Annotated in this window: 21 protein-coding genes; 14 read left to right on the forward strand and 7 right to left on the reverse strand. The window is 78.0% G+C overall.

Annotated features, from left to right (window positions below; all coding sequences use genetic code 11):
* Position 1 precedes the first annotated feature (1 nt).
* From D0Z06_RS10675 to D0Z06_RS10685, 3 genes are all read left to right on the forward strand, one after another.
* A complete protein-coding gene (locus tag D0Z06_RS10675) occupies positions 2 to 706 on the forward strand; it encodes a CPBP family intramembrane glutamic endopeptidase (protein WP_199522246.1) in 705 nt (234 codons plus the stop codon).
* A 101-nt stretch (positions 707 to 807) separates the two neighbouring features.
* Positions 808 to 2,013: an FAD-dependent oxidoreductase gene (locus tag D0Z06_RS10680; RefSeq protein ID WP_117377345.1), complete on the forward strand. Its 1,206-nt coding sequence runs from the start codon at positions 808 to 810 to the stop codon at positions 2,011 to 2,013.
* Positions 2,014 to 2,171: 158 nt separating this feature from the next.
* Entirely contained in the window at positions 2,172 to 3,023 is an 852-nt protein-coding gene (locus D0Z06_RS10685) for a mycofactocin-coupled SDR family oxidoreductase (protein WP_117377346.1), read from the forward strand.
* A gap of 436 nt (positions 3,024 to 3,459) precedes the next feature.
* On the opposite strand, the gene D0Z06_RS10690 is transcribed toward D0Z06_RS10685, so the two are convergent.
* Together D0Z06_RS10690 and D0Z06_RS10695 are read right to left on the reverse strand one after the other, a co-directional pair.
* The gene (locus D0Z06_RS10690; RefSeq protein ID WP_117377347.1) at positions 3,460 to 3,861 is read right to left on the reverse strand and encodes a hypothetical protein; all 402 of its coding nucleotides are present in this window, start codon (positions 3,859 to 3,861) and stop codon (positions 3,460 to 3,462) included.
* On the reverse strand, positions 3,858 to 5,666 hold the full coding sequence (locus D0Z06_RS10695) for a carbon starvation CstA family protein (protein WP_117377348.1): 1,809 nt from the start codon (positions 5,664 to 5,666) through the stop codon (positions 3,858 to 3,860). The genes D0Z06_RS10690 and D0Z06_RS10695 overlap by 4 nt, the downstream gene beginning before the upstream one ends.
* Positions 5,667 to 5,767: 101 nt before the next feature.
* Between D0Z06_RS10695 and D0Z06_RS10700 the strand changes: the two genes are divergently transcribed.
* The 4 genes from D0Z06_RS10700 (at position 5,768) to D0Z06_RS10715 (ending at position 9,566) form a co-directional block, all read left to right on the forward strand.
* Positions 5,768 to 6,505 (forward strand): pyridoxamine 5'-phosphate oxidase family protein, encoded by a 738-nt coding sequence (locus D0Z06_RS10700; protein ID WP_117377349.1) that lies wholly within the window; start codon positions 5,768 to 5,770, stop codon positions 6,503 to 6,505.
* Between the two features lie 170 nt (positions 6,506 to 6,675).
* Positions 6,676 to 8,352, forward strand: a complete 1,677-nt coding sequence (locus tag D0Z06_RS10705; protein ID WP_117377350.1) for a serine hydrolase — start codon at positions 6,676 to 6,678, stop codon at positions 8,350 to 8,352.
* Positions 8,353 to 8,492: 140 nt separating this feature from the next.
* Positions 8,493 to 8,720: a hypothetical protein gene (locus D0Z06_RS10710; RefSeq protein WP_117377351.1), complete on the forward strand. Its 228-nt coding sequence runs from the start codon at positions 8,493 to 8,495 to the stop codon at positions 8,718 to 8,720.
* A gap of 126 nt (positions 8,721 to 8,846) precedes the next feature.
* Positions 8,847 to 9,566, forward strand: a complete 720-nt coding sequence (locus tag D0Z06_RS10715; RefSeq protein ID WP_370453305.1) for an AfsR/SARP family transcriptional regulator — start codon at positions 8,847 to 8,849, stop codon at positions 9,564 to 9,566.
* Between the two features lie 14 nt (positions 9,567 to 9,580).
* On the opposite strand, the gene D0Z06_RS10720 is transcribed toward D0Z06_RS10715, so the two are convergent.
* Positions 9,581 to 9,808: a hypothetical protein gene (locus D0Z06_RS10720; RefSeq protein WP_117377353.1), complete on the reverse strand. Its 228-nt coding sequence runs from the start codon at positions 9,806 to 9,808 to the stop codon at positions 9,581 to 9,583.
* 225 nt (positions 9,809 to 10,033) lie between these two features.
* Positions 10,034 to 11,425 carry a S8 family peptidase gene (locus D0Z06_RS10725; RefSeq protein ID WP_117377354.1) on the reverse strand — a complete coding sequence of 464 codons (1,392 nt, stop codon included), beginning with the start codon at positions 11,423 to 11,425 and terminating at the stop codon, positions 10,034 to 10,036.
* Positions 11,426 to 11,471: 46 nt separating this feature from the next.
* Between D0Z06_RS10725 and D0Z06_RS10730 the strand changes: the two genes are divergently transcribed.
* Together D0Z06_RS10730 and D0Z06_RS10735 are read left to right on the forward strand one after the other, a co-directional pair.
* A complete protein-coding gene (locus D0Z06_RS10730) occupies positions 11,472 to 14,096 on the forward strand; it encodes a CHAT domain-containing protein (RefSeq protein ID WP_117377355.1) in 2,625 nt (874 codons plus the stop codon).
* A 199-nt stretch (positions 14,097 to 14,295) separates the two neighbouring features.
* Positions 14,296 to 14,790 (forward strand): hypothetical protein, encoded by a 495-nt coding sequence (locus tag D0Z06_RS10735; protein ID WP_117377356.1) that lies wholly within the window; start codon positions 14,296 to 14,298, stop codon positions 14,788 to 14,790.
* Positions 14,791 to 14,802: 12 nt separating this feature from the next.
* Here the strand turns inward: D0Z06_RS10735 and D0Z06_RS10740 are convergent, their stop codons facing one another.
* Positions 14,803 to 15,375, reverse strand: a complete 573-nt coding sequence (locus D0Z06_RS10740; protein WP_117377357.1) for an RNA polymerase sigma factor — start codon at positions 15,373 to 15,375, stop codon at positions 14,803 to 14,805.
* 156 nt (positions 15,376 to 15,531) lie between these two features.
* On the opposite strand from D0Z06_RS10740, the gene D0Z06_RS10745 reads away from it, so the two are divergent.
* A complete protein-coding gene (locus tag D0Z06_RS10745; protein ID WP_233517593.1) occupies positions 15,532 to 16,287 on the forward strand; it encodes an AfsR/SARP family transcriptional regulator in 756 nt (251 codons plus the stop codon).
* Positions 16,288 to 16,299: 12 nt separating this feature from the next.
* Here D0Z06_RS10745 and D0Z06_RS10750 read toward each other — a convergent pair whose 3' ends face one another.
* Positions 16,300 to 18,732 carry a DUF3376 domain-containing protein gene (locus D0Z06_RS10750; RefSeq protein ID WP_117377358.1) on the reverse strand — a complete coding sequence of 811 codons (2,433 nt, stop codon included), beginning with the start codon at positions 18,730 to 18,732 and terminating at the stop codon, positions 16,300 to 16,302.
* A gap of 271 nt (positions 18,733 to 19,003) precedes the next feature.
* Here D0Z06_RS10750 and D0Z06_RS10755 point away from each other — a divergent pair, with 271 nt between their 5' ends.
* The 4 genes from D0Z06_RS10755 to D0Z06_RS10770 are packed head-to-tail and all read left to right on the forward strand — an operon-like array spanning position 19,004 to position 20,948.
* The gene (locus tag D0Z06_RS10755) at positions 19,004 to 19,750 is read left to right on the forward strand and encodes an HpcH/HpaI aldolase family protein (RefSeq protein ID WP_117377359.1); all 747 of its coding nucleotides are present in this window, start codon (positions 19,004 to 19,006) and stop codon (positions 19,748 to 19,750) included.
* A gap of 31 nt (positions 19,751 to 19,781) precedes the next feature.
* A complete protein-coding gene (locus D0Z06_RS27105) occupies positions 19,782 to 20,090 on the forward strand; it encodes an SH3-like domain-containing protein (protein WP_117377360.1) in 309 nt (102 codons plus the stop codon).
* Complete coding sequence (locus D0Z06_RS27110) at positions 20,083 to 20,361, forward strand: SH3-like domain-containing protein (protein WP_117377361.1); 279 nt, start codon at positions 20,083 to 20,085, stop codon at positions 20,359 to 20,361. Before D0Z06_RS27105 ends, D0Z06_RS27110 begins: the two co-directional genes overlap by 8 nt.
* Positions 20,358 to 20,948 carry a nitrile hydratase subunit alpha gene (locus tag D0Z06_RS10770; RefSeq protein WP_117377362.1) on the forward strand — a complete coding sequence of 197 codons (591 nt, stop codon included), beginning with the start codon at positions 20,358 to 20,360 and terminating at the stop codon, positions 20,946 to 20,948. Before D0Z06_RS27110 ends, D0Z06_RS10770 begins: the two co-directional genes overlap by 4 nt.
* Before the next feature lie 62 nt (positions 20,949 to 21,010).
* Here the strand turns inward: D0Z06_RS10770 and D0Z06_RS10775 are convergent, their stop codons facing one another.
* Positions 21,011 to 22,012, reverse strand: coding sequence for an NAD(P)H-dependent glycerol-3-phosphate dehydrogenase (locus D0Z06_RS10775; RefSeq protein WP_117377363.1), 1,002 nt, complete (start codon positions 22,010 to 22,012; stop codon positions 21,011 to 21,013).
* Between the last annotated feature and the right edge of the window lie 139 nt (positions 22,013 to 22,151).

Consider the following 22,151-nt stretch of genomic DNA (forward strand, 5'->3'; position numbering starts at 1 on the left):
CGTGCATGCTCGCCCGGCCGGCCGGCGCAGGGGACTCGCGCTGGCCGTCCCGCTCGTGCTCGTCCTGGGCGCCTGGAACAACCTCGTCGTCCCCCGGTTGCCCGGCGGGGCGTACGTGGCCACGAACCTGATCGCCACGGCGGTGCTGCTCGGCGCGGCGCGGGCGGCCGGTCTGTCCCGGGCGGAGCTGGGCCTGGACCCGCGGCGGGTCGGCGCCGGGCTGCGCTGGGGCGGGGCCTTCGCCGCGGTGGTCGTCGCGGGCTGCGCGGCCGGCGTCGCGGTCCCGGCGACCCGGCCGCTGTTCGCCGACGCGCGGGTCGCGGGGGCCGGTGCCGCGGAGCTGGCCCACGACGTGCTCGTCCGCATCCCGCTGGGCACCGTCCTGTGGGAGGAGACGGCCTTCCGCGGGGTGCTGCTCGCCGTGCTGGCGCGCCTGCTGGCCCCGCGCACCGCGGTCGTGGCCTCGGCGCTGCTCTTCGGGGTCTGGCACGTCCGCCCGACCGCGAGCGCGGTGGCGGCCAACGACCTGGCCGGCGGCGCGGCCGCGCAGGCCCTCCTGGTGGCCCTGGGCTGCCTGGTCACGGTGGGGGCGGGCCTGCTGTTCGCCTGGCTGCGGGTCCGCAGCGGCAGCCTGCTCGCCCCCGTCCTGCTGCACCTCGCGACGAACACCTCGGGCCTGCTGGCCGCCGCGGTGGCGCAGCGCTGAGGACCGCGCCGGCGACCGTGCCGGCAGGGGTGGCTCCCGGCGGCGGTCTGTGAGGAGATGCCCACGGGGCCCCGGCGGCGGGGCGGGAAGGGGGAGCGCCGGTGCCCACGGTCCGCGCGCTGGTGATCGGCGGCGGGGTGGCCGGCCCCGTCGTCGCCATGGCCCTGCAGAGGGTGGGTGTCGAGGCCACCGTCCACGAGGCGTACGCCGCCCCCGCGGGGGACGTCGGCGCGTGGCTCGGGGTGCAGGTCAACGGGTTGGACGCGCTGCGGGCGATCGGCGCGGACCGGGCCGTGCTGGAGGTGGGCGTGCCCACGCCGGTGATCGAGTTCCGCAGCGGGACGGGGCGGGTCCTGGGTGCCGTCCCCACCGCCGGCCCGGCGCCCGGCGCGGCGCCGGGGGTGTCGGCGAAGCGCTCCGACCTGTACCGCGCCCTGCACGGCGAGGCCCTGCGCCGCGGCATCGACATCCGCTACGGCTCGCGCCTGACCGGAGCGCGCAGCACGCCCGAGGGGGTGACCGCGACCTTCGCCGACGGCGGCACCGCGTCCGCCGACCTGCTGATCGGGGCCGACGGGGTGCGGTCCACGGTGCGCGCCCTGCTGGACCCCGGCTGCCCGCCGCCCCGCTACGTGCCGGTGCTCAACACCGCCGGCTACGCCGACCACACCCCGCCGGGGGCCGAGGTCGGCCGGCTCACCATGGTCTTCGGCCGGCGCGCGTTCGCCGGCTACCTGGCCGCGCCCACCGGTCAGACCTGGTGGTTCGCCAACCCGCCGCTGCCGGTCGAGCCGGGTCCCGGCGAGGTCGCCGCCATCCACGACGGCGCCTGGCGCGCCCGGCTGCTCGACCTGCACCGGGCCGACCGGTCCCCGGTGGCCGACCTCGTGGAGGCCACGCCCGGCCCGCTGCGCGGCTGGACCACCTACGACCTGCCGACGGTGCGCCGGTGGCACGGCGGGCGGGTCGTCCTCATCGGCGACGCCGCGCACGCGACCTCGCCCGCGGCCGGGCAGGGGGCGTCGCTGGCCGTCGAGGACGCCGTGACCCTCGCCCGGTGCCTGCGCGACCTGCCCGTCCCGCAGGCCCTCGCCCGGTTCGAGCAGCTGCGCCGCACGCGGGTGGAGCGGGCCGTCGCCCAGGGGTTCCGGACCAGCAGCGCCAAGTCACCCCCCGCGGTGGGGCGGGTCGTCCGCGACCTGGTGATGCCCGTGGCGCTGCGGTGGGCCGCCGCCCGCGGCAGCGACCCGCAGGCCTGGTTCCGCGCGCACCGCGTCGACTGGGACGCCCCCGTCGGGGCCGCCTGACCGCGCACCCGTGCGCAGCTGCGCGGACCGTTCCCCGTCACGGCACGCCGCAACCGCCGGGAGCAGGGCGCACCGGCACCACCGGCTGTGACCTCGGTCATGGATTCGGCGCCCATCCTGGCGCCGAACTGCTGCCGGGCCGTGGGGAGGAGAGCGCCGTGGGACGTGTCGAGGGCAAAGTCGCCTTCATCACCGGAGCCGCCCGGGGACAGGGTCGCGCGCACGCGGTCCGGCTGGCCGAGGAGGGCGCCGAGATCATCGCGGTGGACGTGTGCCGCGGCTTCGACACGGTGCCCTACGCCGGTGCGACGGAGGCCGATCTGGCACAGACGGTGAAGGAGGTCGAGGCGCTCGACCGGCGCATCGTGGCCCGGAAGGCCGATGTGCGGGACCTGGCCTCCTTGCAGGCGGTGGTCGACGAAGGGCTGGCGCAGTTCGGCCACATCGACATCGTCTGCGCCAACGCCGGGATCGGCAGCTTCGCACCGGCGCTGGAGCTCACCGAGGAGACGTGGCAGGACGTCGTCGACATCAACCTGACCGGGGTGTGGAAGACGGTGAAGGCGACCGCGCCTGCGATGGTGGAGCGGGGGCAGGGCGGGTCCATCGTCCTGACCAGCTCCATCGCGGGGCTGATCGCCTTTCCCAACCTCGCGCACTACACCGCAGCCAAGCACGGCGTCACCGGTCTGATGCGCACCCTCGCCGTCGAGCTCGCGCCGCACCGCATCCGGGTCAACTCGGTCCACCCCACGACGGTGGACACGCCGATGGTGGCCAACGAGGCCATCTGGGGGCTGTTCCTGGGCGGTGCGCAGGGCGCCACCCGCGAGCAGGCGGCCGAGGGCATGACGGCGCTCAACGCCATCCCGGTGCCCTGGGTGGAGGCGGTCGACATCAGCAATGCCGTCCTCTTCCTCGCCTCGGACGAGGCGCGCTACGTCACGGGGACGACCACGGTGATCGACGCCGGCGCCATGCAGCCGTTCAAGATCCCGCACCAGGGCTGACGTCACCACCGGGCCGGCCGCGCGCGGCTGCCGGCGAGGGCATCCGCCGCCGCACGACGACGGCGGCGAGGGCGCAGACGGCCGCGGCGAGGACCGCCCCCGGCCAGTCGACGGCCGCGGTGGCCGCCCACCCCGCGCCGCCGGTCGCCGACCGCCGCCACCGTGGTGCTCAGCACCAGCGGGGCCAGGGCCGCGCCGACGCCCACGCGTCGCCCACCCGGCCGGCGACCACCATGAGGGCGGCCAGCACCAGCAGTTAGGACGTGACCACCCACTGCAGGTCGTCGGTCCGGGCCCCGCACTCGCGTCCGATGGCGGGCAGCGCGACGGTCACCGCGGTCTGGTCGAAGAACACCAGCGCGCTGGCCGACCGGGTGCAGGCGAGGACCTGCCGCTGCCGCCGGTCGAGCGAGCGCCACGGCCGGGCCCCCGCGGGTCAGCGCGGCGCGAGCCGCCGGCCGACCAGCGCCACCACCTCGGCCGGCTCGGGCAGGCCACCGGAGGCCACCGGCACGCCGTCGACGAGCACCGACGACACCGCCATGCCCGCCCGGACCGACCGGCGCAGGGCGGCGCCGCGCAGGCCGCGCCGGCGGCCGCCCCGCACGAGCTCGGGCAGCAGCCACAGCCAGTTGGACGGCGACACCACCTGGACGTCCACGTCGGCGGGGAGGGCGGAGCGCAGCGCCCGGTAGACCGCGCCGACGTCGTCCGCGGGCGGCGGGTGGCGGTGTGCGCCGCCGCCCTCGTCGAAGAGGCGGACGTCTCCGCCGCAGCACCCGCCGGCGGCCGGGGCCGCCGAGCGGGTGCCGCGGACGAGGACGACGCGGGAGCTCACCGCCCGGCTCGCCCGCCCGGGCCCTCGGTGGGACCGGCGGTGGAGTCCCCGTGCTCCGGGTTGGCCCGGGCCACCGCCGACTCCTCCCCGCCCCCGGTCGGGTCCTCGGCGGGCACCGCCCGCCCGCGGTCCCGGAACGCCGACCGCAGCGAGAGCGCGGCCTCGACCATCAGCCAGATCGCCAGGACGAAGATCACCGCGTCCAGGGGCGCCAGGACCCACTGGCCGGCCTCGACGAAGTTGCGCAGGTTGGTGATCAGCGCCCACGACGTCATCACCAGCAGGAACACCAGCGGGACCAGCACCGCCACCGGGTTCCGGCCGCGGCGGGTGACCCAGACCGCGATCACCGACAGCGCCAGGCCGGCGGTCAGCTGGTTCGTCGTCCCGAACAGCTGCCAGAGGACGCCGAAGGTGTAGCCGGCCTCGCCGCCGCCGGGCAGCAGGGCCATGGCCAGCGGGATGACCACGGCGACCGTCGTGGCGAGGGTGAGGTTGCGCGCCAGCACCCGGATGCCGGTGAGCTCGCCGATCTCCTGCACGACGTAGCGCTGCAACCGGACGCCGGTGTCCATGGTCGTCGCGGCGAAGCTGATGACGACGACGGCGGCGAAGATCGTCGCGAGGTCCAGCGGGACGCCGAGGTTGTTCGCGAACTCGGCGACGCCGTTGACGAAGTTGCCGGTCGCCCCGCCCGACGCGGTGGCGAAGTCGGGGTACAGGGCCTCCCAGTCGGCCTGCGTCGCGGCCACGCCGGCGGTGGTCGCCAGCACCGAGCCGGTGGCCAGCGAACCCTCGCCGACGGCACCCATGTAGCCGACGTAGCGGGCGTCGGTCTCCTTGTCGAGCTGCTTCGACGACGTCCCGGAGGCCACCAGGGAGTGGAACCCCGAGATGGCGCCGCAGGCGATGGTGATGAACAGGAACGGGAAGAAGCTCGGTGCCCCCTCGGGGACGTCGTTGACCACCGGCGCCTCGATGGTGTCCATCCCGACGATCACGCCCAGGGCGATCACGCCGAGGGCGATGAACAGCTGGTGGCTGTTGATGTAGTCGCGCGGCTGCAGCAGCACCCACACCGGGATGCGCGAGGCCACCCAGGTGTAGGCGAACAGCAGGACCACCCACAGGTTGCGGGTCTGCTCGAAGCCCAGCGCCTCGGCCCACCCGTCCAGGGAGATCGGGAACGCGTTGCCGACGAGGATCAGCGCGTACAGGACCAGCACCCCGACGATCGACGGGAGCAGGGCCGAGGAGCGGGTCCGGTAGATGTAGATGCCGATGAAGATCGCCAGCGGGATCTCCAGGACGATCGGGATCACCGCGCCCGGGTTGGCGACGAACAGGTTGCCGATGACGACCGCGAACACCGCGTTCACCAGGGTCAGCAGGAAGAAGATGATCGCGAGGAACAGCATCCGGGCGCGGCCGTTGATCACCTCGCCCGCGAGGGTCCCGATGCTCCTGGCCTTGTGCCGGACCGAGACGGCCAGGGAGCCGAAGTCGTGCACGCCGGCGGCGAAGATCGTCCCCAGCACGATCCAGGCCAGCGCCGGGCCCCAGCCCCAGAACACCGCGATCGCCGGCCCGACGATCGGCGCGGCGCCGGCCACGGAGGTGAAGTGGTGGCCGAACAGGACGTGCTTGTTGGTCGGCACGAAGTCCACGCCGTCGTTGAACCGGTGCGCCGGGGTGACGAAGGCCGGGTCGAGGGCGTAGACCCTCCGGGCCAGGTAGGACGAGTAGTAGCGGTACCCGACGAAGAACAGGATCCCGACCACCGCGCCCACGACGAATGCCGGCATCGGCACCTCCTCGGACGGGGCGGCCCCGTCGCCGCCGCTGCAGGGGAGTAGACAACTCCCCGATGGACCCCACAACCGCACGAGCAGTGCATTCGGCCGGTGTGGCCGAACTGTTGTGGCGGACGCCGGGCGGGCCGCCCGGCGCGACGGGCGTCGTCCCCCTGGTGCTCGACGACCGGCCGGTGGTCGCCCTGCCCTGGGCGCAGGCCGCCACGGCCCGGTCCGCGGCGTCGGCGGGCGAGGTCGCGCTGGTCCTGTCCGACCCCCGGCTCACCGGGTCGGCGTGGCGGCCGCTGGTGCTGTCCGGGCGCCCCGCGCTCGTCGAGGACGGCGACGGGTCGCTGTTCACCGAGCGGCTGCTCGACCAGGAGCTGCGCAAGCACCCGCCGTCCCGGGCGCTGGCCGACTCGCCGATGCTCCGCCGGGAGCACTGGTGGTACCTGCCGCGGCTGGTCCTCGTGCTCGACCCGGTGCGGGTGGGCGGGACGCGGCGCAGGGAGGGGCCGACCGACGCCGTCCTCGCCGTCGACGACGGCGGGCTGCACGTCGGCACCGTCCGGGTGGCCGACTGGGAGGCCGACCCGGTGCCCCTGCGCGACGCCCCGACCGGCGTGCGGGGTCCGGCGGTCCTGGTCGGGCAGGAGGTGTCGGTCCCCGACGTGGAGCGCTGGACGGTGCACACCACCACGGGGCGCTACGCCGACGGCCGGCTCGCCGACGCGCGCCGGTCCGGTCCCCGGGAGCTCGAGCCCGTCCCGGGCCTGCTGGCCCGCGTGCGCCGGCAGTGGTCCCTGGAACGGGCCTGCGTGCGGGAGCTGCGCGCCGCCGGTCACGCCTGAGCGCCCGGTGCCGCCGGCGGGCCCGCGCCGACGGTCCTGGACGGCCGCTCCGCCGCGGGGCTACGGTCCCGGCTCACCACGGGTGCTCCGCGAGCCGTGCGCCCGGCCGGCCCCGCCCGTGGCGCTCACGACCGGGCGCCGGACCGCGGTGCCAGTCTGGATCGTGCACCGTGCCGAACCCGCGCAGCGCACCCCTCCCGGACCCCCGCCGGCCGCCGCGGCCCCGGCTGCTGCGCTCGGCGGGTGCAGCGGCGGTCGTCGCCGCGGTGGCGGCGTCGACGGCGGTCTGGGCCGCGGTCGGGGCGGTGGCCGCCCCCGCGGAGCCCACCGTGCCGCCCGGCTCGACGCTGCCCACCGCCCCGCCGGTCCAGGTGCCGCCCCTGCTCACGCAGCAGCAGGTCGACTCCGCCGTGGCCGCGCTGGACGGGCTGGTGGCCGACGCGATGGAGCGGACCGGGGTCCCCGGCGTGGCCGTCGCCGTCGTCCACCGGGACCGGGTCGTGCACGCCGAGGGCCACGGGGTCCGGGAGGTGGGCGAGCCGGGGGCGGTCGACCCGGACACCGTCTTCCAGCTGGCCTCGGTGTCCAAGCCGCTGGCCTCCACCGTGGTCGCCGGTGTCGTCGGGCGGGGCGCGCTCGGGTGGGACGACCCGGTCCGGCAGCACGACCCCTCGTTCGCGCTCGGCGACCCCTACGTCACCGAGCACGCCACCGTCGCCGACCTGCTCTCCCACCGCAGCGGCCTGCACACGGGCGCGGGGGACCTGCTGGAGGACCTGGGCTTCGACCGGGAGTACATCCTGGCGCACCTGGACCAGCAGCCCCTGGACCCCTTCCGGTCCAGCTACAACTACAGCAACTTCGGGTACACGGCCGGCGCGGAGGCCGCGGCCGTCGCCACCGGCACGGCCTGGGAGGACCTGGCCGGGCAGGTGCTCTTCGAACCGCTGGGGATGACCGCGACCAGCTACCGCCACGAGGACTACGAGGCCGCGGCGAACAAGGCCGTCCTCCACGTGCCGACCGGCGACGGGACGTGGGAGGCGCGCTACACCCGGGACGCGGACGCCGAGGCGCCCGCCGGCGGCGCCAGCTCCTCCGTGCGGGACCTCGCCCAGTGGGTGCGGCTGCAGCTGGCCGGCGGTGTCCACGACGGCACGCAGGTCATCGACGCCGACGCGCTGGCCGAGACGCACGTCCCGCACTCGGTCTCCGGCCCACCCGCGACACCCGAGGCGCGCACCGGCTTCTACGGCCTGGGCTGGAACGTCTCCTACGACGACCGGGGACGGCTGCAGATCGGGCACTCCGGCGCCTTCAACCTCGGCGCGGCCACGACGGTCCTCATGCTCCCCGGCGAGGACCTCGGCATCGTCGTCCTCACCAACGGCCACCCCGAGGGGATCCCCGAGGCCATCGCCGCCGGCTTCTTCGACGTCGCGAACCACGGCGAGCCCACCGTCGACTGGCTCACCTTCACCTCCGGCGTCTTCGCGCAGATCGAGGCGGCCGACGCCCCGGAGACCGACTGGACGCAGCCGCCCGCCGACCCGGCACCGGCCCGGCCGCTCGACGCCTACACCGGGACCTACGACAACTCCTACTACGGGCCGCTCACCGTGACCGCCGACGGGGGAGCCCTGACCATGGCGATGGGCCCGCCCGGGGCCCCCACGACGTTCCCGCTGACCCACCACTCGGGGGACACGTTCACCTTCGAGACCACCGGCGAGAACGCCAACGGTCTCGCGGGCGCCCTGTTCGCCACCGGCCCGGACGGGCGCGTGACGAGCGTGCGGCTGGACTTCTACGACCGGGAGGGGCTGGGCACCTTCACCCGGGGGTGAGCCGCGACGCCGGCGTCACCCGGCCGGGGGAGTGCCCCGGCGGGGCCCTCCGGGCACCGTGGGGTCGCCGGCTGCCGCGGGTGCGGCGGCCGGCTGCCGCACCGCCTCCCCGGCGGCGGCGTCGACCCGGGGAGGCGGCCGTGACCGACGACCGGAGCAGCGCGATCCTCATCCGGGTGTGGTTCGAGGGGGAGGGCGCCTTCCGTGCGCGCCTGACGGCGGTGGGGGACGCCTCCGCCGGCGCCCCCGACGGCACCCCGGGGCAGGCGACGGTCGCGGTCGTCGCCTCCCCCGGGGCCGTGGTGGCCGCCGTGGAGGAGTGGCTCGCGGGCCTCCTCCACCCGGATCCGGGATCGCCGGGTAGTTAGACCCTGACGGTGCGCCACCGAACCGTCCTATGTTCCGAACCGACGTCGTCCGGGTCGTCGTCCGGCTCGGCTGCACCGTCGGCTCGGCAGGGGGTGGTCGGGATGGGGGTCGGGACACCGGTCCGCGTGACGCTCCTGGACGGTTTCGGACTGCACCTCGGCCCACCGGGCGCCCCGGCCGGCGACGGGGAGCTGCCGCACGGGGTGCAGCGGCTGGTGGCGCACCTGTGCCTGTCCGGCCGGCCGCCGCGCGCGGCCGTCGCCGGGCAGCTGTGGCCCGACGTCCCGGAGGACCACGCCCACGGCAGCCTGCGGTCGGCCCTGTGGCGGTTGCAGAAGGTCGCCCCCGGGCTCGTCCAGGTGTCGGCGTGCACCCTCGCGCTCGCCGAGGGCGTCCGGGTGGACGTGCGGGAGTTGCAGGACTGGGCCCGCCGGGTCCGCGACCCGCACGCGGGCCCGGAGGACGTCGAGGTGCCCGGTGGGCTCCTCGGGGACCTGCTGCCCGGCTGGTACGACGACTGGGTCCTGCTCGAGCGGGAGCGGCTGCGGCAGGTGCGGATGCACGCCCTGGAGCAGGCCGCCGCCCGGCTGGCGGCGGCCGGCCGGTACGCCGACGCGCTGGAGGCGGCCCACGCCGCGGTCCGCGCCGAGCCGTTGCGGGAGAGCGCGCACCGCGCGGTGGTCCGCGTGCACCTGCAGGAGGGCAACCTCGCCGAGGCGCTGCGGTCCGCCGACCGGTTCCGGGTGCTCCTCGCCGAGGAGCTCGGCGTCCAGCCCAGCGAGCAGATGGCCCGGCTCGTGCGGGACCTCCGGCCGCGCTCCTCCCGGGTGCCCGCAGGCGGCTGACCCCGCCCCCCGCCTCACCGCGGCAGCGGCGGGCCCGGCTCCCGGACCGTCGCCGCCGCCACGAGGAAGCGGCGCAGCAGCACCAGCGCGTCGTCGACGTCGGCGACCGTCCACCGGTCCTCGGTCGCCCACCGCTCGACGTCGGTCCGCGACAGGACGCGGATGACCACGCCGTCCCCGTGGGGCCACACCCGCACGACGCAGACCCCGCAGCGGTCGCCGCCGGGGGCGGGCGCGGTCACTGCCCCTCCCGCCCGGCGGACCGGCTCCCGGCGGCGCGCGCCGCCGGGTGGCCGACAGCCGTGGCCGTCATCGCGCTCGCCTCCCGTCGGCCCGTCCCGGCCGCACCCGATCGGGTCGCCCCGCGACGGCCGCCCCCGATCCTGCGCGCCCCGCGTCACCGGGGCGTCACCGCGGCACCCGACCGGCAGCGGCCCACCGGCCCGGTGGCCGCCGGAGGTTCGGGCTCAGACCGGCAGGATGCGCAGCGAGGTGCCGTAGCCGTCGACCACCGCCCGGCCGGAGCTCAGCAGCGCGTCGCACGCCTCGCGCGCCGTGAGGCCGTCCTCCTGCACGAGGCGGGCGATCGCCCCGGCCACCTGCGGGGCCGCGAACGAGGTGCCGCTCCACGTCGCCCACGCGTTCGGGGGGAAGCAGTCGGGCCCGTGGACGTCACCCCGCGGCGACTCCCGGCCCACCACGTAGGTCGAGACGACGCCCTGCCCCGGTGTCGAGCAGGTGACCCACCCGCGCGTGGACCACTCGGCGCCGACCACGTGCGTGTCGTCGTCGTGGTCGAGGCGGAGGGCCGCCACGGCGACCACGTGCTCGGCGAACTCGGGGTCCCGGCAGAACGCCGCGGGCCAGACGAGGCGCTCGTCGCCGTAGTTGCCGGCGGCGCAGACGAGCAGCAGGTGCCGCCCCCGCTCCCGGGCGGTCCGGATCGCGGCCCGGACGGCGGCCTCGAGGGCCAGGGGCGGTTCCTCGCCGTCGGGGGTGGCGAAGCCGAGGGAGAGGTTGACGATGTCGGCGCCGTCCGCCGCGGCGCGGACGATCTCCCGCGCCACCTCGACCTCGTCGCCCACCCCGTCGGTGTCGAGCGCGCGGCGCACGTCGATCCGGGCGGCCGGCGCGACCTGCTGCACGATGCCGGCCACGAAGGTGCCGTGCCCGGCCCCGAGGTCGAGGAAGGAGTCCTGCGGGACGACGTCGAGCAGGTCCAGGTTGTCGGTGCGGGCGAGGCCGGCCAGCCAGCCGTCGGCGCGGCACTCGGCGGTCACCCCGTTGTCGACGACCACCACGAACGGGGCGTCCGGGCCGCCGTCCCCGCGCCCCTGCGCCGGGCCGCGCTCCCACAGCCCGCCGTCCTGCGGCCCGGAGGGTTCCGGCCCGCCCTCGGCCTTGCGGACGGCGCCGAGCAGCACCACGTGGCTGGGCGCCACGCGCCCGGCGGGGAGGGCACGGGCCACCGACCCCGACGAGCGCAGGCGCCGCGGGCCGGCCCCGACGTCCTGCAGGACGCAGATCTCCTCGAGGTCCGGGACGGGGACCTCGTACGGCGCGTACCGGTCGCGAAGTTCCGCGAGGACGCCGGCCGCGTCCTCCCGGCGCACGACCAGCCGGTTCGGTGCCACCGGGTACTCGTCGTCCTCGACCTCGAACCGGGCCGTCCCCGCCGCGCCCTGCCGGTCCCGCAGCACGGTGAGGGCACGGGCCTCCAGGGCCCGGCGCCGCGCGCCGTCGGTGGTCTGCTGCACCCAGCGGTCGATCTGGACCCGCACGGCCGCGCGCTGCTGCCGGATCTGGCCGGGGGTGCGCCTGTCCTGCGGGGCGTGGCGGAACACGGGGACCTCAGGCATCTCGCATCTCCTCCTCGGCGAGCCGACGACCCGGCAGAATCGTGATGTGACCACCGTCACAGCGGAAGAGGCGGCGGCCCGCCTCCTGATACGCGCCCAGGAGGCCTACGACGGGGTGGTCGGCGACCCGCGGCGGTTCGGGCCGGTGGCCGCCGGTCTCGTGGCGGAGGCCCGCCGGGCCGGTGACCGGGAGGCCCTGGTCGTCGCGCTGCGGGCGCTGGCCTGGGCGGCGCGGGCGCGGCGGGAGAACGGGCAGGCCCTCCGGCTGCTCGACGAGGCGGTCCGCCTGGCCCACCGCGCCGGGCTGACCCGGCGGCTCCCGGAGCTGCTCGTCACGCGGGCGGCGGTCGTCCTGGAGCTCGGGCGCGTCGCCGCCTGCGTGCGCGACCTCGACCGGGCGGCGCGCGGTGACGGCCGGCCGCCCCCCGCGGTGGAGTTCATGCGGGCCGTCCTCCTGCACAACCTCGGCCGGCTGGAGCCGGCGGCGGCGTCCTACCGCCGGGTGCTCGCCGACCCCGCGGCCACGCTCGACAACCGGGGCAGCGCCGCGAACAACCTGGCCCTGGTCGCCGCCGCCGCGGGCCGGTTCGACGAGAGCCTGCGGCACCTGGACCACGCCGAGGAGCTGGCGGCCGGGATCGGCCCCTCGCTGTACGCCTTCGCGGCCCACAACCGGGGCCTGGTGCTGGCGCAGAGCGGGCGGCCGGCCGAGGGGCTCGCCGAGCTCGACCGGGCCGCGCAGCTGTTCGCCGGCACGGACGTGCCGCTCGGCGAGTACGCCATGGAGCACGCCGACGTCCTGGCCGAGCTCCGGCTGCTCCCGGAGGCCCGCGAGGTCGCCGCGCGCGCCGCCGCGGAGCTCGACGCCCAGGGGGTCGGGCTGCTCGCCGCGGAGGCCCGGCTCACCGTGGCGCAGGCGGCGCTGCTCGCCGGCGAGGCCTGCGTGGCGCGGGCGGTCGCGGCGGAGGCCGAGCAGCAGTTCCGGCGGCAGCGCCGGACGGCGTGGGCCGCCCGGGCGACGGTGCTGGGCGCCCAGGCCGCCCTCGAGCAGGGGACGGCCGACGTGCCGGTGCTCCGGCGCGCGGCGCGGGCGGCCGGGGTGCTCGACCGGTCGGGGACCCCGTCGGCGGCCGCGGCGGCGCACCTGACCGCGGGCCGGCTGGCCGAGCAGCTCGACCGCCCCCGGGTGGCGCGCCGGTGCTACGGGGCCGCCCGCGACCGCAGCCGGCACGGCCCGGTGCTCCTGCGGGTGCGCGGGCGCCTGGCCGCGGCCCGCGCCGAGCGGCTGGCCGGCCGCGACGACGCCGTCCTGCGGCACTGCCGGGCCGGCCTGGCCGACCTGGCGCGCCACCGGGCCGCCCTGGGCTCGACCGAGCTCCGGGCGCTCGCCTCCGGGCACGGCGTGGAGCTGGGCCGGCTGGGCCTCGAGACGCTGCTGCGCTCCGGCTCCCCGCTGCGCGTGCTGGGGTGGATGGAGCGGACCCGCGCGGCGGCCCTGCTCACCGCGGAGCCACCGGCCCCCGACGGGCTCCCGGCCGACCTCGCCGAACTGCGGCTCGTGCATGCCGAGCTGGCGCAGGCGCTGCGCGAGACCGGCCAGGAGCCGCCGGACCTGCGGGCCCGCCAGGCCGCGGCCGAGGCCCGCATCCGGCGCCGCACCTGGCAGCGGTCCGGGTCGGGCGGGGGCCCGGCGCCGGTCTGCACGGCCGCGGAGCTGCGCCGGCGGCTCGACGGCCGCGCGCTGGCCTCCCTCGCCGCCGTCGGCGGGGAGCTGGTCGCCGTCGTGCTGCACGCGGGGCGCAGCCGGCTCGTGCGGCTGGGACCGGCCGAGCCGGTGCGGTTCGAGTGCGACAGCGTGCTCTTCGCCCTCCGGCGGCTCACCCGCCCCGCCCGCCCGGCCGCGGCCGCCGCCGCCCGGGCGGCCGCCGAGCACGGGGTGCGGCGGCTCGCCGACCTGCTCGTCCGGCCCCTCGGCCTGCCGCCGGACGTCGCGCTGGTGGTCGTCCCCGAGGCGGCCACCCACCGCGTGCCCTGGTCGGCGCTGCACCCCGGGCCGGTGGGCGTGGCGCCGTCCGCGGCCCTGTGGGCCCGCACCACGGTGCGGCCCCGCGCGGCCGCTCCCGCGGTGCTCGTCGCCGGCCCGCGGCTGCCGGGGGCGGTCGCCGAGGTGGGCGCGCTGCGCCTGCTGCACGAGCGGCCCGCCGTCCTGACCGGCGGGGCGGCGACGGTGGCGGCGACGACCGAGGCGCTGGCCGGCGCCGCCCTGGCCCACCTCGCCTGCCACGGCCGGCTACGGGCGGACAACCCGTCCTTCTCCGCCCTGGAGCTGGCCGACGGCCGGCTCACGGTGCACGAGCTGGACCGGCGGGGCCTGGCGCCGGCGCGCGTGGTGCTGGCCGCCTGCGACGCGGCCGCCGACACCGCCCTGGCCGGGGGCGAGCTGCTCGGGTTCGTCGGCGCCCTGCTGGCGCGGGGCACGGCGGGCGTCGTCGCCAGCCCCGTCGCGCTGGCCGACGCGGAGTCGCTGGGCCTCATGGTGGAGCTGCACCGCGGGCTGGCGGCGGGCCGGTCGGCGGCCGACGCGTTGCACGCCGCCCGGGCCACCCTGGACACCGCCGACCCGCGGCAGTACGTGAACTGGTGCGCGGTCACCGCCTACGGCGCGGGGTGAGCCCCGCGGCGCGGCGGTGCCGGGGCCGGCGGGTATCAGGAGCGGGGTCCGCACGCTCTGGAGGGGGAGGCGCACGGCAGGAGGGGGTGGTCGGCCGGCGACCCGCCCCTGCTGGTGGCGGTGCTCCGCGCCACGGGGCACCATGCGGCTGCAGCGCGGGCTGCGGCCGTGGCCGGCAGGTGGGGAGGAGGTGGCGGGCATGACGACCCCCGGTGGGGACGGCGGCGCCTTCGACGACGGCGCCTTCGAGCACGGCACCCTGGACGACGCCGCCCTGCTCGACGAGCTGCGCTCGGCGCTGCACCGGGCGGGCACGCCCACCCCGGCGATGGCCGCCGCCGCCCGCGCCGCCTTCTCGTGGCGGACGGTCGACGCCGAGCTGGCCGCGCTCGCCTACGACTCGCTGGTCGACGAGCCGGCGGGGGTGCGCGGCGCCGCGGCCGGGGCCCGGGACCTGGTCTTCGAGGGGCGGGCGCTGTCCGTGGAGCTCGAGCACCTGCCGGACGGGCTGGTCGGCCAGCTGGTCCCGGCCACCCGGGGGGAGGTGACCCTGGTGCGGCCCGACGGCGCGGCGGAGGGCACGGCCGCCGACGAGTGGGGCCGCTTCCGCTTCGCGGGCCCGGTCTCCGGCCCGCTCCGCCTGCGGTGCACCACTCCCTCCGGTGTCCTGGTGACCCGCTGGGTGCGCCTCTGACCCCGGCCGGGGTCAGGCCTCGAGCAGGGCCTGCACCGCGTGGTGGGCCCGGATGCGCGTGAGCGCCCGCGCCCGCGTCGGGCCGATGCTGCCCACCGGCATCCCGAGGCGGCGGCCGATCTCCTCGTAGGGGAGCGGCGGGTCCTCGATGAGCAGCAGCAGCAGCGCCCGCTGGCGCTCGGGGAGCTCGGCGAGCGCGCCGAGCAGGGCCTCGTGCCGCTCACCCGCCAGCAGGTCGTGGTCGGGTGCCGGGGCCCCGTCGGCCGGCCCGCCCCGCGCGTCGAGGTCCGCGGGGGAGGCGAGGCGGTGCCCCCGGAGCACGTGCAGGCACTCGTTCCGGGTGGTGGTGGCGATCCAGCCCGGCAGCGCGCCCGGCTCCCGGATGCTCCCGAGGTGCTCGACCAGGCGCAGCCACACCGTCTGCGCGACGTCCTGGGCCTCCGCGTCCTGCAGGCGGTGGCGCCGCACGACGGCCAGCACGAGCGGGGTGAACCGCTCGACGAGGCGGTCCCAGGCGGCGGGGTCGCCGTCGAGCGCTCCGGCGACCAGCTCGGGCACGCCGTGGTCGTCCGCTGCGGGGTCCACGCACCGTCCCCCCTCCGGCTCGCGCTGCGGCGGCCGTCCCAGCGTAGTGAGGCCCCGTCGCGGCGACGGTGTATTTCCGCCCCCGGCCCGTGCTCCCTAGGGGCACCACCGACTCGCGACCTCGCGCACCAGGCGCGCACCAGGGAGGTGCCCCGAGTGGTCACCACACCAGCGGCACGGATCACCCTGCTCGACGGGTTCTCGCTCGAGACCGGGCCCGCGCCCCACGAGGGAGCCGTGCGGGGCCGCGGCTGCGCCCTGTCACCGGGTGTCCAGCGGCTGGTCGCGCACGTGTGCCTCGCGGAGCGCACCGCCCGGCCCGCCGTGGCCGGTCTGCTCTGGCCCGACGTCCTCGACGAGCAGGCCCTGGCCAGCCTGCGCTCGGGGTTGTGGCGGCTGCGCCGGGCCGCCCCGGGCCTGGTGGAGGTCTCCGGGGAGGTCCTGTCGCTGGCCGGCTGGGTGCGGGTCGACGTCCGGGAGCTGCAGGCGTGGGCCCGGCGCGCCACCGACCCCGGCTCGGACGTCGAGGACGTCGCGCTGCCCGACGTGGCGCTGCGGGGGGAGCTGCTCCCCGGGTGGTACGACGACTGGGTCCTGCTCGAGCGCGAGCGGCTGCGCCAGCTCCGGCTGCACGCGCTGGAGGTGGCCGCCGGCCGGCTGGCGGCGGCGCGGCGCTACGCCGAGGCGCTGGAGGCCGCCCACCTGGCCGTCCGCGCCGAGCCCCTGCGGGAGAGCGCCCACCGCACGCTGGTGCGCGTCCACCTCGCCGAGGGCAACCCCTCCGAGGCGCTGCGGGCGCACCGGCTGTTCGCGCAGCTGCTGCGGGACGAGCTCGGCGTCGCGCCCACCGAGCGGATGGCCGGGCTCGTCCGGGGGCTCCTGCCCGGCCGGCCTGGCCGGGTGGCGTGCTGACCGGGGCCCTCCTCACCGCCGGTCGCCCCGGACCACCGCGCGCCCGTCGGGCGACCGGCGGCCCACGCCGGCGACCCGGTGCCGCCACACGATCCGCGCCGGCAGCCGGAGCACGGGCGCCCACGGCAGGAACCACCAGCGCAGCGGCCGGCGCGCCAGCAGGGCGTTGACGACCGCGCCGGGCCGGTCCAGGGCCAGCGGCTGCGGCAGGGCGCGCATCACCGCGTCGGCCACCGCGGCGACGAGGTCCCGGCCGTGCTCGTCCTCCCGCAGGTCGGCGAGCAGGTCGCCGTCGGTGGTCCGGTGCAGGCGGTCGCGCCGGTCCGCCCACTCCCCGGGCGAGAGCCCCAGCTCGGCGCGGACCGTGCGGGCCTGCACCGCCGCGGTCCACGCCGCCACGTCCCCGCCGCGCACCGCCCGGGCCAGGTGCGCCTGCGCGTCCAGCCGCCCGGCGGTCCAGTCCCAGGCCCGCCACCCGGGCAGGCCGAACGCCGCGAAGTGCCGCAGCCGGGTGCCGTAGAGCTTGTCGTCCCCGCACGCGCGCGCCGCCGCCTGCGCCTCGGGCGTCGTGTCCGCGAGCGGGCTCTCGACGTCGGGCCCGAGCCGGAGGAACTCGAACTGCGCCGTCCGCTGGAACCGGTGGTGGGCGGTGAAGGCCTGCGTGGCCACCTCCACCACCAGGCCGGCCCGGCGGGCGGTGTCGTCGGCCACCGCCCCCCGGCGGGCCGCCGCGTAGGCCGCGCTCGCCGCGGACAGGCAGTGGGTCAGCGCCTCCTGCACCCGCAGCCCGGCGATCCGCGCCGCAGCCCAGTCCACGAGGCCGAGCGCGTCCTCGGGGGCGCTCGCCGCGTCGGCGGCCAGCCGGGCGGCCACCGCGTCCCGGACGGCCTCGACCCGCAGGAGGGCGGCGTCGACGTCCCGGATCGCGGCGGGCTCGACGTCGTCGCGGTCCCAGAGGTCGCGGACCAGGAGCCGGCAGACCCGCTCCGCCGTGCCCAGCCCCCAGCGCCACGGGCCGGGGGCGAAGGCGGCGTCCGGGTCGGGGGGCGGGGCCCAGGGCAGGTCGCGCGCGCACAGCTCGGCCGGTCGCACCCCGGCCGAGGGCGCCAGGACCACCGCGCTGTCCGCGCGGGCGCGGGCGAGCGTCTCGCGCACGTCCTGCAGCCCGCCGACCGCCCGCGCCCGCCGGTACTGCTCGAACAGCCCGTCCGCGGCGTGCGTCGGGCCGTCCACCTCCTCCCGGAACAGCGCCTCGGGGCCCACCTCGGGGCGGACGTCGGTCGCCTCGCCGGCCCCGAGGAGCTCGGCGGCGTACTCCATGTCGGCGCGGACGTCGCCCTCCCGCGGGAAGCCGACGGCGGCGCCGAGGATCGCCGGCCACGCCGGGTGCTCCGCCCCGGCGGCCCCGCCCGGCGCGGCATCGTCCAGCGACGGCGGCTCCGCCCCCCGGGAGGGGACGACGTAGACGAGCAGGCGCCGGACCGGCTCCGTGGCCGGCCGGCGGGCGATGGCGTCGAGGACCGGCTGGAACGGCGCGTTGTCCAGGATGCCGCCGTCGACGAGCCAGCGCCCCCCGTCGGGCTCGAGGGTGCTGGCCGGCAGCACGCGCCGGTGGGCCAGGTCGGGGCCCTCCTGCACCGGGGTGAACGCCAGCGGGAACGAGGCGGAGGCCCGCGCGGCGGTCACCAGGGCCTTCGCGGCCGAGGGGTCGGCGGGGGCGAAGTCGTCGACGAGGGGCCCGGCGTCGCCGCCCCGCCACCAGGTCGCCGGCGGCCCGTCGCCCGGGGCGTAGCCGACCCGCTCGTCCTCGGTGCGGCGGAAGCGGTAGAGCCGGCGGTGGTCGGCCACCGCGAAGCGCCGGCTGAAGGAGTCCCGGTGGTCGCGGTCGGACCGGCCGAGGGCGGTGGCGGTCACGAACAGGGTCACCGGGTCCCGGCGACCGGGCCGGCCGGAGCCGTCGATCCCGGTCACCACCTGCTCGATCTCCCGCCGGAAGAAGTCACCGTCCAGGACGCTGGCCAGGGCGGGCTGCACGTCCTCGCCCCGCAGCAGGGCGCCGGGCTCCAGGCGCGCGCTGGTGTCCCAGATGTCGCGCAGCCGGGGCCGCGGCCCGCCGCCGGGCGGGTCCAGCGGCACGCCGCGGGCGACCGCCGCGGCCAGCAGCGTGCCGTTGAGCCCGCCGGCGCTGGTGCCGGCGATGACGTCGACGACGACCTCACCGACGTCGGAGCCGCGGCAGAGGTCCACCCACGCGTCGAAGACCGCCCGGTCGTGCCCGGCCACGCCGCCGACGTCCTCCTCGGCCGCGCCCGCGGCGACCCGCGACGCCCGCCGGAGCAGGTCCAGCTCGTGCGTGACCCCGCCCATCCACACCGCGAGGCTCACCCCGCCGTTGAGGACGACGGCCACCCGGAGCTCCCGCCGCCGCTGCCCCGCCTCGGTCATGGCCAACCTCCCGGGTGCCGTCGCTGCCCCGCCGCCGTCGACCGCGGCCCGGTGACCACCCCCCGTGGCCGGTCCCGGCACCGCCCCGGACCGGCCGCCCCAGGTTCCGGGGCGCGCGTCATGGCCCCGTCACCGGCCCGTCACCGCCGTCGTCACCGCTCCGTCACCCCGCGGCCACCGGGCCGGTGCGGCAGGATCGGCCACCGGACGAGGTCCCGGTCCGGCGCTCCGGCGGGGGTGCCGCCGGGCCGGGGCGGGAGGGGGGCCGCGGATGGCGCTCAGCGAGGTCGACCTGAGGCGCCGGTGGGCGGCGGGCCGGGCCTGCCACGGCCTGTGGAGCCTGCTGCCCGGCGCGGTGACCGCCGAGGTCCTCGCCCGCACCGGCCCGGACTTCGTCGTCGTCGACCTGCAGCACGGCGCCGCCACCGAGGCCGAGCTGCCGGGGATCACCGCGGCGATCACCGCGGCCGGCGCCGTGCCGCTGGTCCGGACCCGCAGCCCCGGGTTCGCCGACGTGGGGCGGCCGCTGGACCTCGGCGCGCGGGGCGTCATCGTGCCGAGCGTGCGCGACGCCGGGCACGCCCGGGAGGTGGTGGCCGCCGGCCGATACGCACCGGCCGGGAGCCGGTCGATCGGCCGGCTGTCCGGCGGGGCCGACGAGCCGCTGGTCGTCGCCATGGTGGAGACCGCGACCGCGCTCGACGACCTCGACGCCCTCCTCGCCGTGGAGGGGGTGGACGGGGTCTACGTCGGCCCCGGCGACCTGTCCCTGTCCCTGGGGCTGGCCGGCGACGGGGACCGCGCGCGGCTGCGGGAGGTGCTGTCCTCGATCGTCGCCCGCGCCGGCGTCGCGGGCGTGCCGGTCGGGGTGCACGCCTCCAGCGGCGAGGAGGCCGCCGACCTCGCCGCCGAGGGCGCCACGATCGTCACCGTCGCCGTCGACGCGGTCTCCCTGGGGGAGGCCGTGGCCCACCACCTCGGCGTCGCCCGCGGCCGGCCGGGCGCGGACGGGGCCTGACGGGCCGCCCGCGGCAGGGTAGGAAGCAGGCGTGAGCCGCATCAACGACGTCGGGGGGATGGCCGGGTTCCCGGCGATCACCGAGGAGCCCGACGAGCCGCCCTTCCACGCCGACTGGGAGGCCCACGTCCTCGCCCTCAACGGGGCGCTGATCCGGCGGGGCGTCTACAACCTGGACGAGTTCCGCGACGCGATCGAGCGGATGCCGCCCCAGGAGTACCTCGCCGCCTCCTACTACGAGCGCTGGTTCACCGCGATCGTCACGCTGCTGGCGGAGAAGGGCGTGGCAACTCCCGAGGACCTGGCCACCCCCGAGGAGCTGGAGGTGCCCGGTGCCTGACCTCGCCCCCGGCATGCGGGTGCGCACCCGCAGCACCGATCCCGACGGCCACACCCGGTTGCCCCGGTACGCCCGCGGCGCCGTCGGCGTCCTCGTGGAGGAGGCGGGCGTGCACCCGCTGGCCGACGAGCGGGCCCGCGGCCGGGCCGGCACCCCGCAGCCGGTGTGGCACGTGCGCTTCGCCGCCGCCGACCTGTTCGGCGCCGGGGACCACACGGTCACCGTGGAGCTGTGGGAGGACTACCTGGTACCGATCGGGGAGCGCGCATGAGCGGGACCCACGTCGGCTCGCCGATCGCGGCGCGGGTGCGCCACGTCGAGGCGCTGCTGGAGCACCGCGGCCTGCTCGACGACGGCGAGATCGACCGCCGCATCGACGAGTTCCTCGCCGGCGGCTCCCCGGCCAACGGCGCGCGGGTCACCGCCCGCGCCTGGGTCGACCCGGGGTTCGCCGAGCGGCTCCTCGCGGACGCCAACGGCGCGATCCGCGAGCTCGGGCTGTCGATGTCCGGCGGCCTGCAGGAGCAGCGCCTCAAGGTGGTCGCCAACACCGAGGCCGAGCACAACGTCGTCGTCTGCACGCTCTGCTCCTGCTACCCGATCGCGCTGCTGGGGCCCTCCCCGGGCTGGTACAAGAGCGAGGCCTACCGTTCCCGGGTGGTGCGGGACCCCCGCGGCGTGCTGCGGGAGTTCGGCCTGCAGCTGCCGGGGACGACGCGGATCTCGGTCTGGGACGCCAGCGCGGAGTCCCGGTACATGGTCCTGCCGCGCCGCCCCGCGGGGACCGAGCGGCTCGGGGAGGAGGAGCTCGCCGGCCTGGTGACCCGCAAGGGGCTCATCGGCACCGCCGCCGTCTGACCACGACCGACCACGACCGACCACGGCGGGCCGCGGTGGCCCGCGGCGGGCCACGGCGCCGGTCAGCCCGGCTGGGACTCGTGCCCGGCCGGCACGGCCCGGGTGAGGCCCCGGTAGGCGTCCGCGGCGCGGATCCGGCCGGTGACGACGTCGGAGATCGTCCGGGCGATCGGCATGTCCAGCCCGTGCTGGTCGGCCAGGTGCACGACGGTGGCCACCGTCCGCACCCCCTCGGCGACCATGCGCATCTCGCCGAGCACGTCGTCGAGCGACCGGCCCAGGCCCAGCTGCTCGCCGACGTGGCGGTTGCGGCTCTGCGGGCTCATGCACGTGGCCACCAGGTCACCCATGCCGGCGAGCCCGGCCAGGGTGGCCGCTTCCCCGCCCATCGCCACGGCCAGCGTCGTCAGCTCGGCCAGGCCCCGCGACATCACCGCGGCCCTCGTGTTGTCGCCCACGCCCAGGCCCTGGGCCATCCCGGTGGCGATCGCGACGACGTTCTTCAGGGCGCCGCCGACCTCGCAGCCGACGACGTCGTGGTGGGTGTAGACCCGGAACAGCCCGCGCTGCACCTCGCGCTGCAGCGCCGCGGCCACCGTCAGGTCGTCGGTCGCGATCACGCTGGCCGCCGCCTGGCCGGCCATGATCTCCCGCGCCAGGTTGGGGCCGGTCAGCGCCGCCGCCGGCCGGCCGGGCAGCACGTCCTTGACCACCTCGGTCATGCGCAGGTGGGTGTCCCGCTCGAGCCCCTTGCTCAGGCTGACCACCGGGATCCACGGCGCCAGGTGCGGCCGGACCCGCTCCAGGACCCCGCGGAACGCTCCGGTCGGGACGCCGACCACCAGCAGCTCGGCGTGCCGGGCGGCCCGCTCCAGGTCGGCCGTGGCCCCCAGCCGCGCCGGCAACCGGGCCCCGGGCAGGTAGGCGCCGTTGGTGCGCTCGCCGCCGACCTCGGCGGCCACGTCCGGGTCGCGGGCCCAGAGCAGCACCTCGTGGTCGCGGCGGCACAGCAGGGCGGCCACCGTCGTCCCCCACGAGCCCGCCCCCAGCACGGTCACCCTCATCCCGGTCCTCCTCCGTCGCGCTCCCAGGTGACCACCGGCCCCGCCGGTCCCCGGCCCGCCCAGCATGGTGGGTGGGCCGCCCGCGGGGCCAGCGCGGCCGTCGCGGACGCGGCGGGAGCGCCGGACGGCGCCGCCGGTT

This window comes from Geodermatophilus marinus, from assembly GCF_003428645.1.
In the GTDB taxonomy this organism is placed as follows: domain Bacteria; phylum Actinomycetota; class Actinomycetes; order Mycobacteriales; family Geodermatophilaceae; genus Geodermatophilus.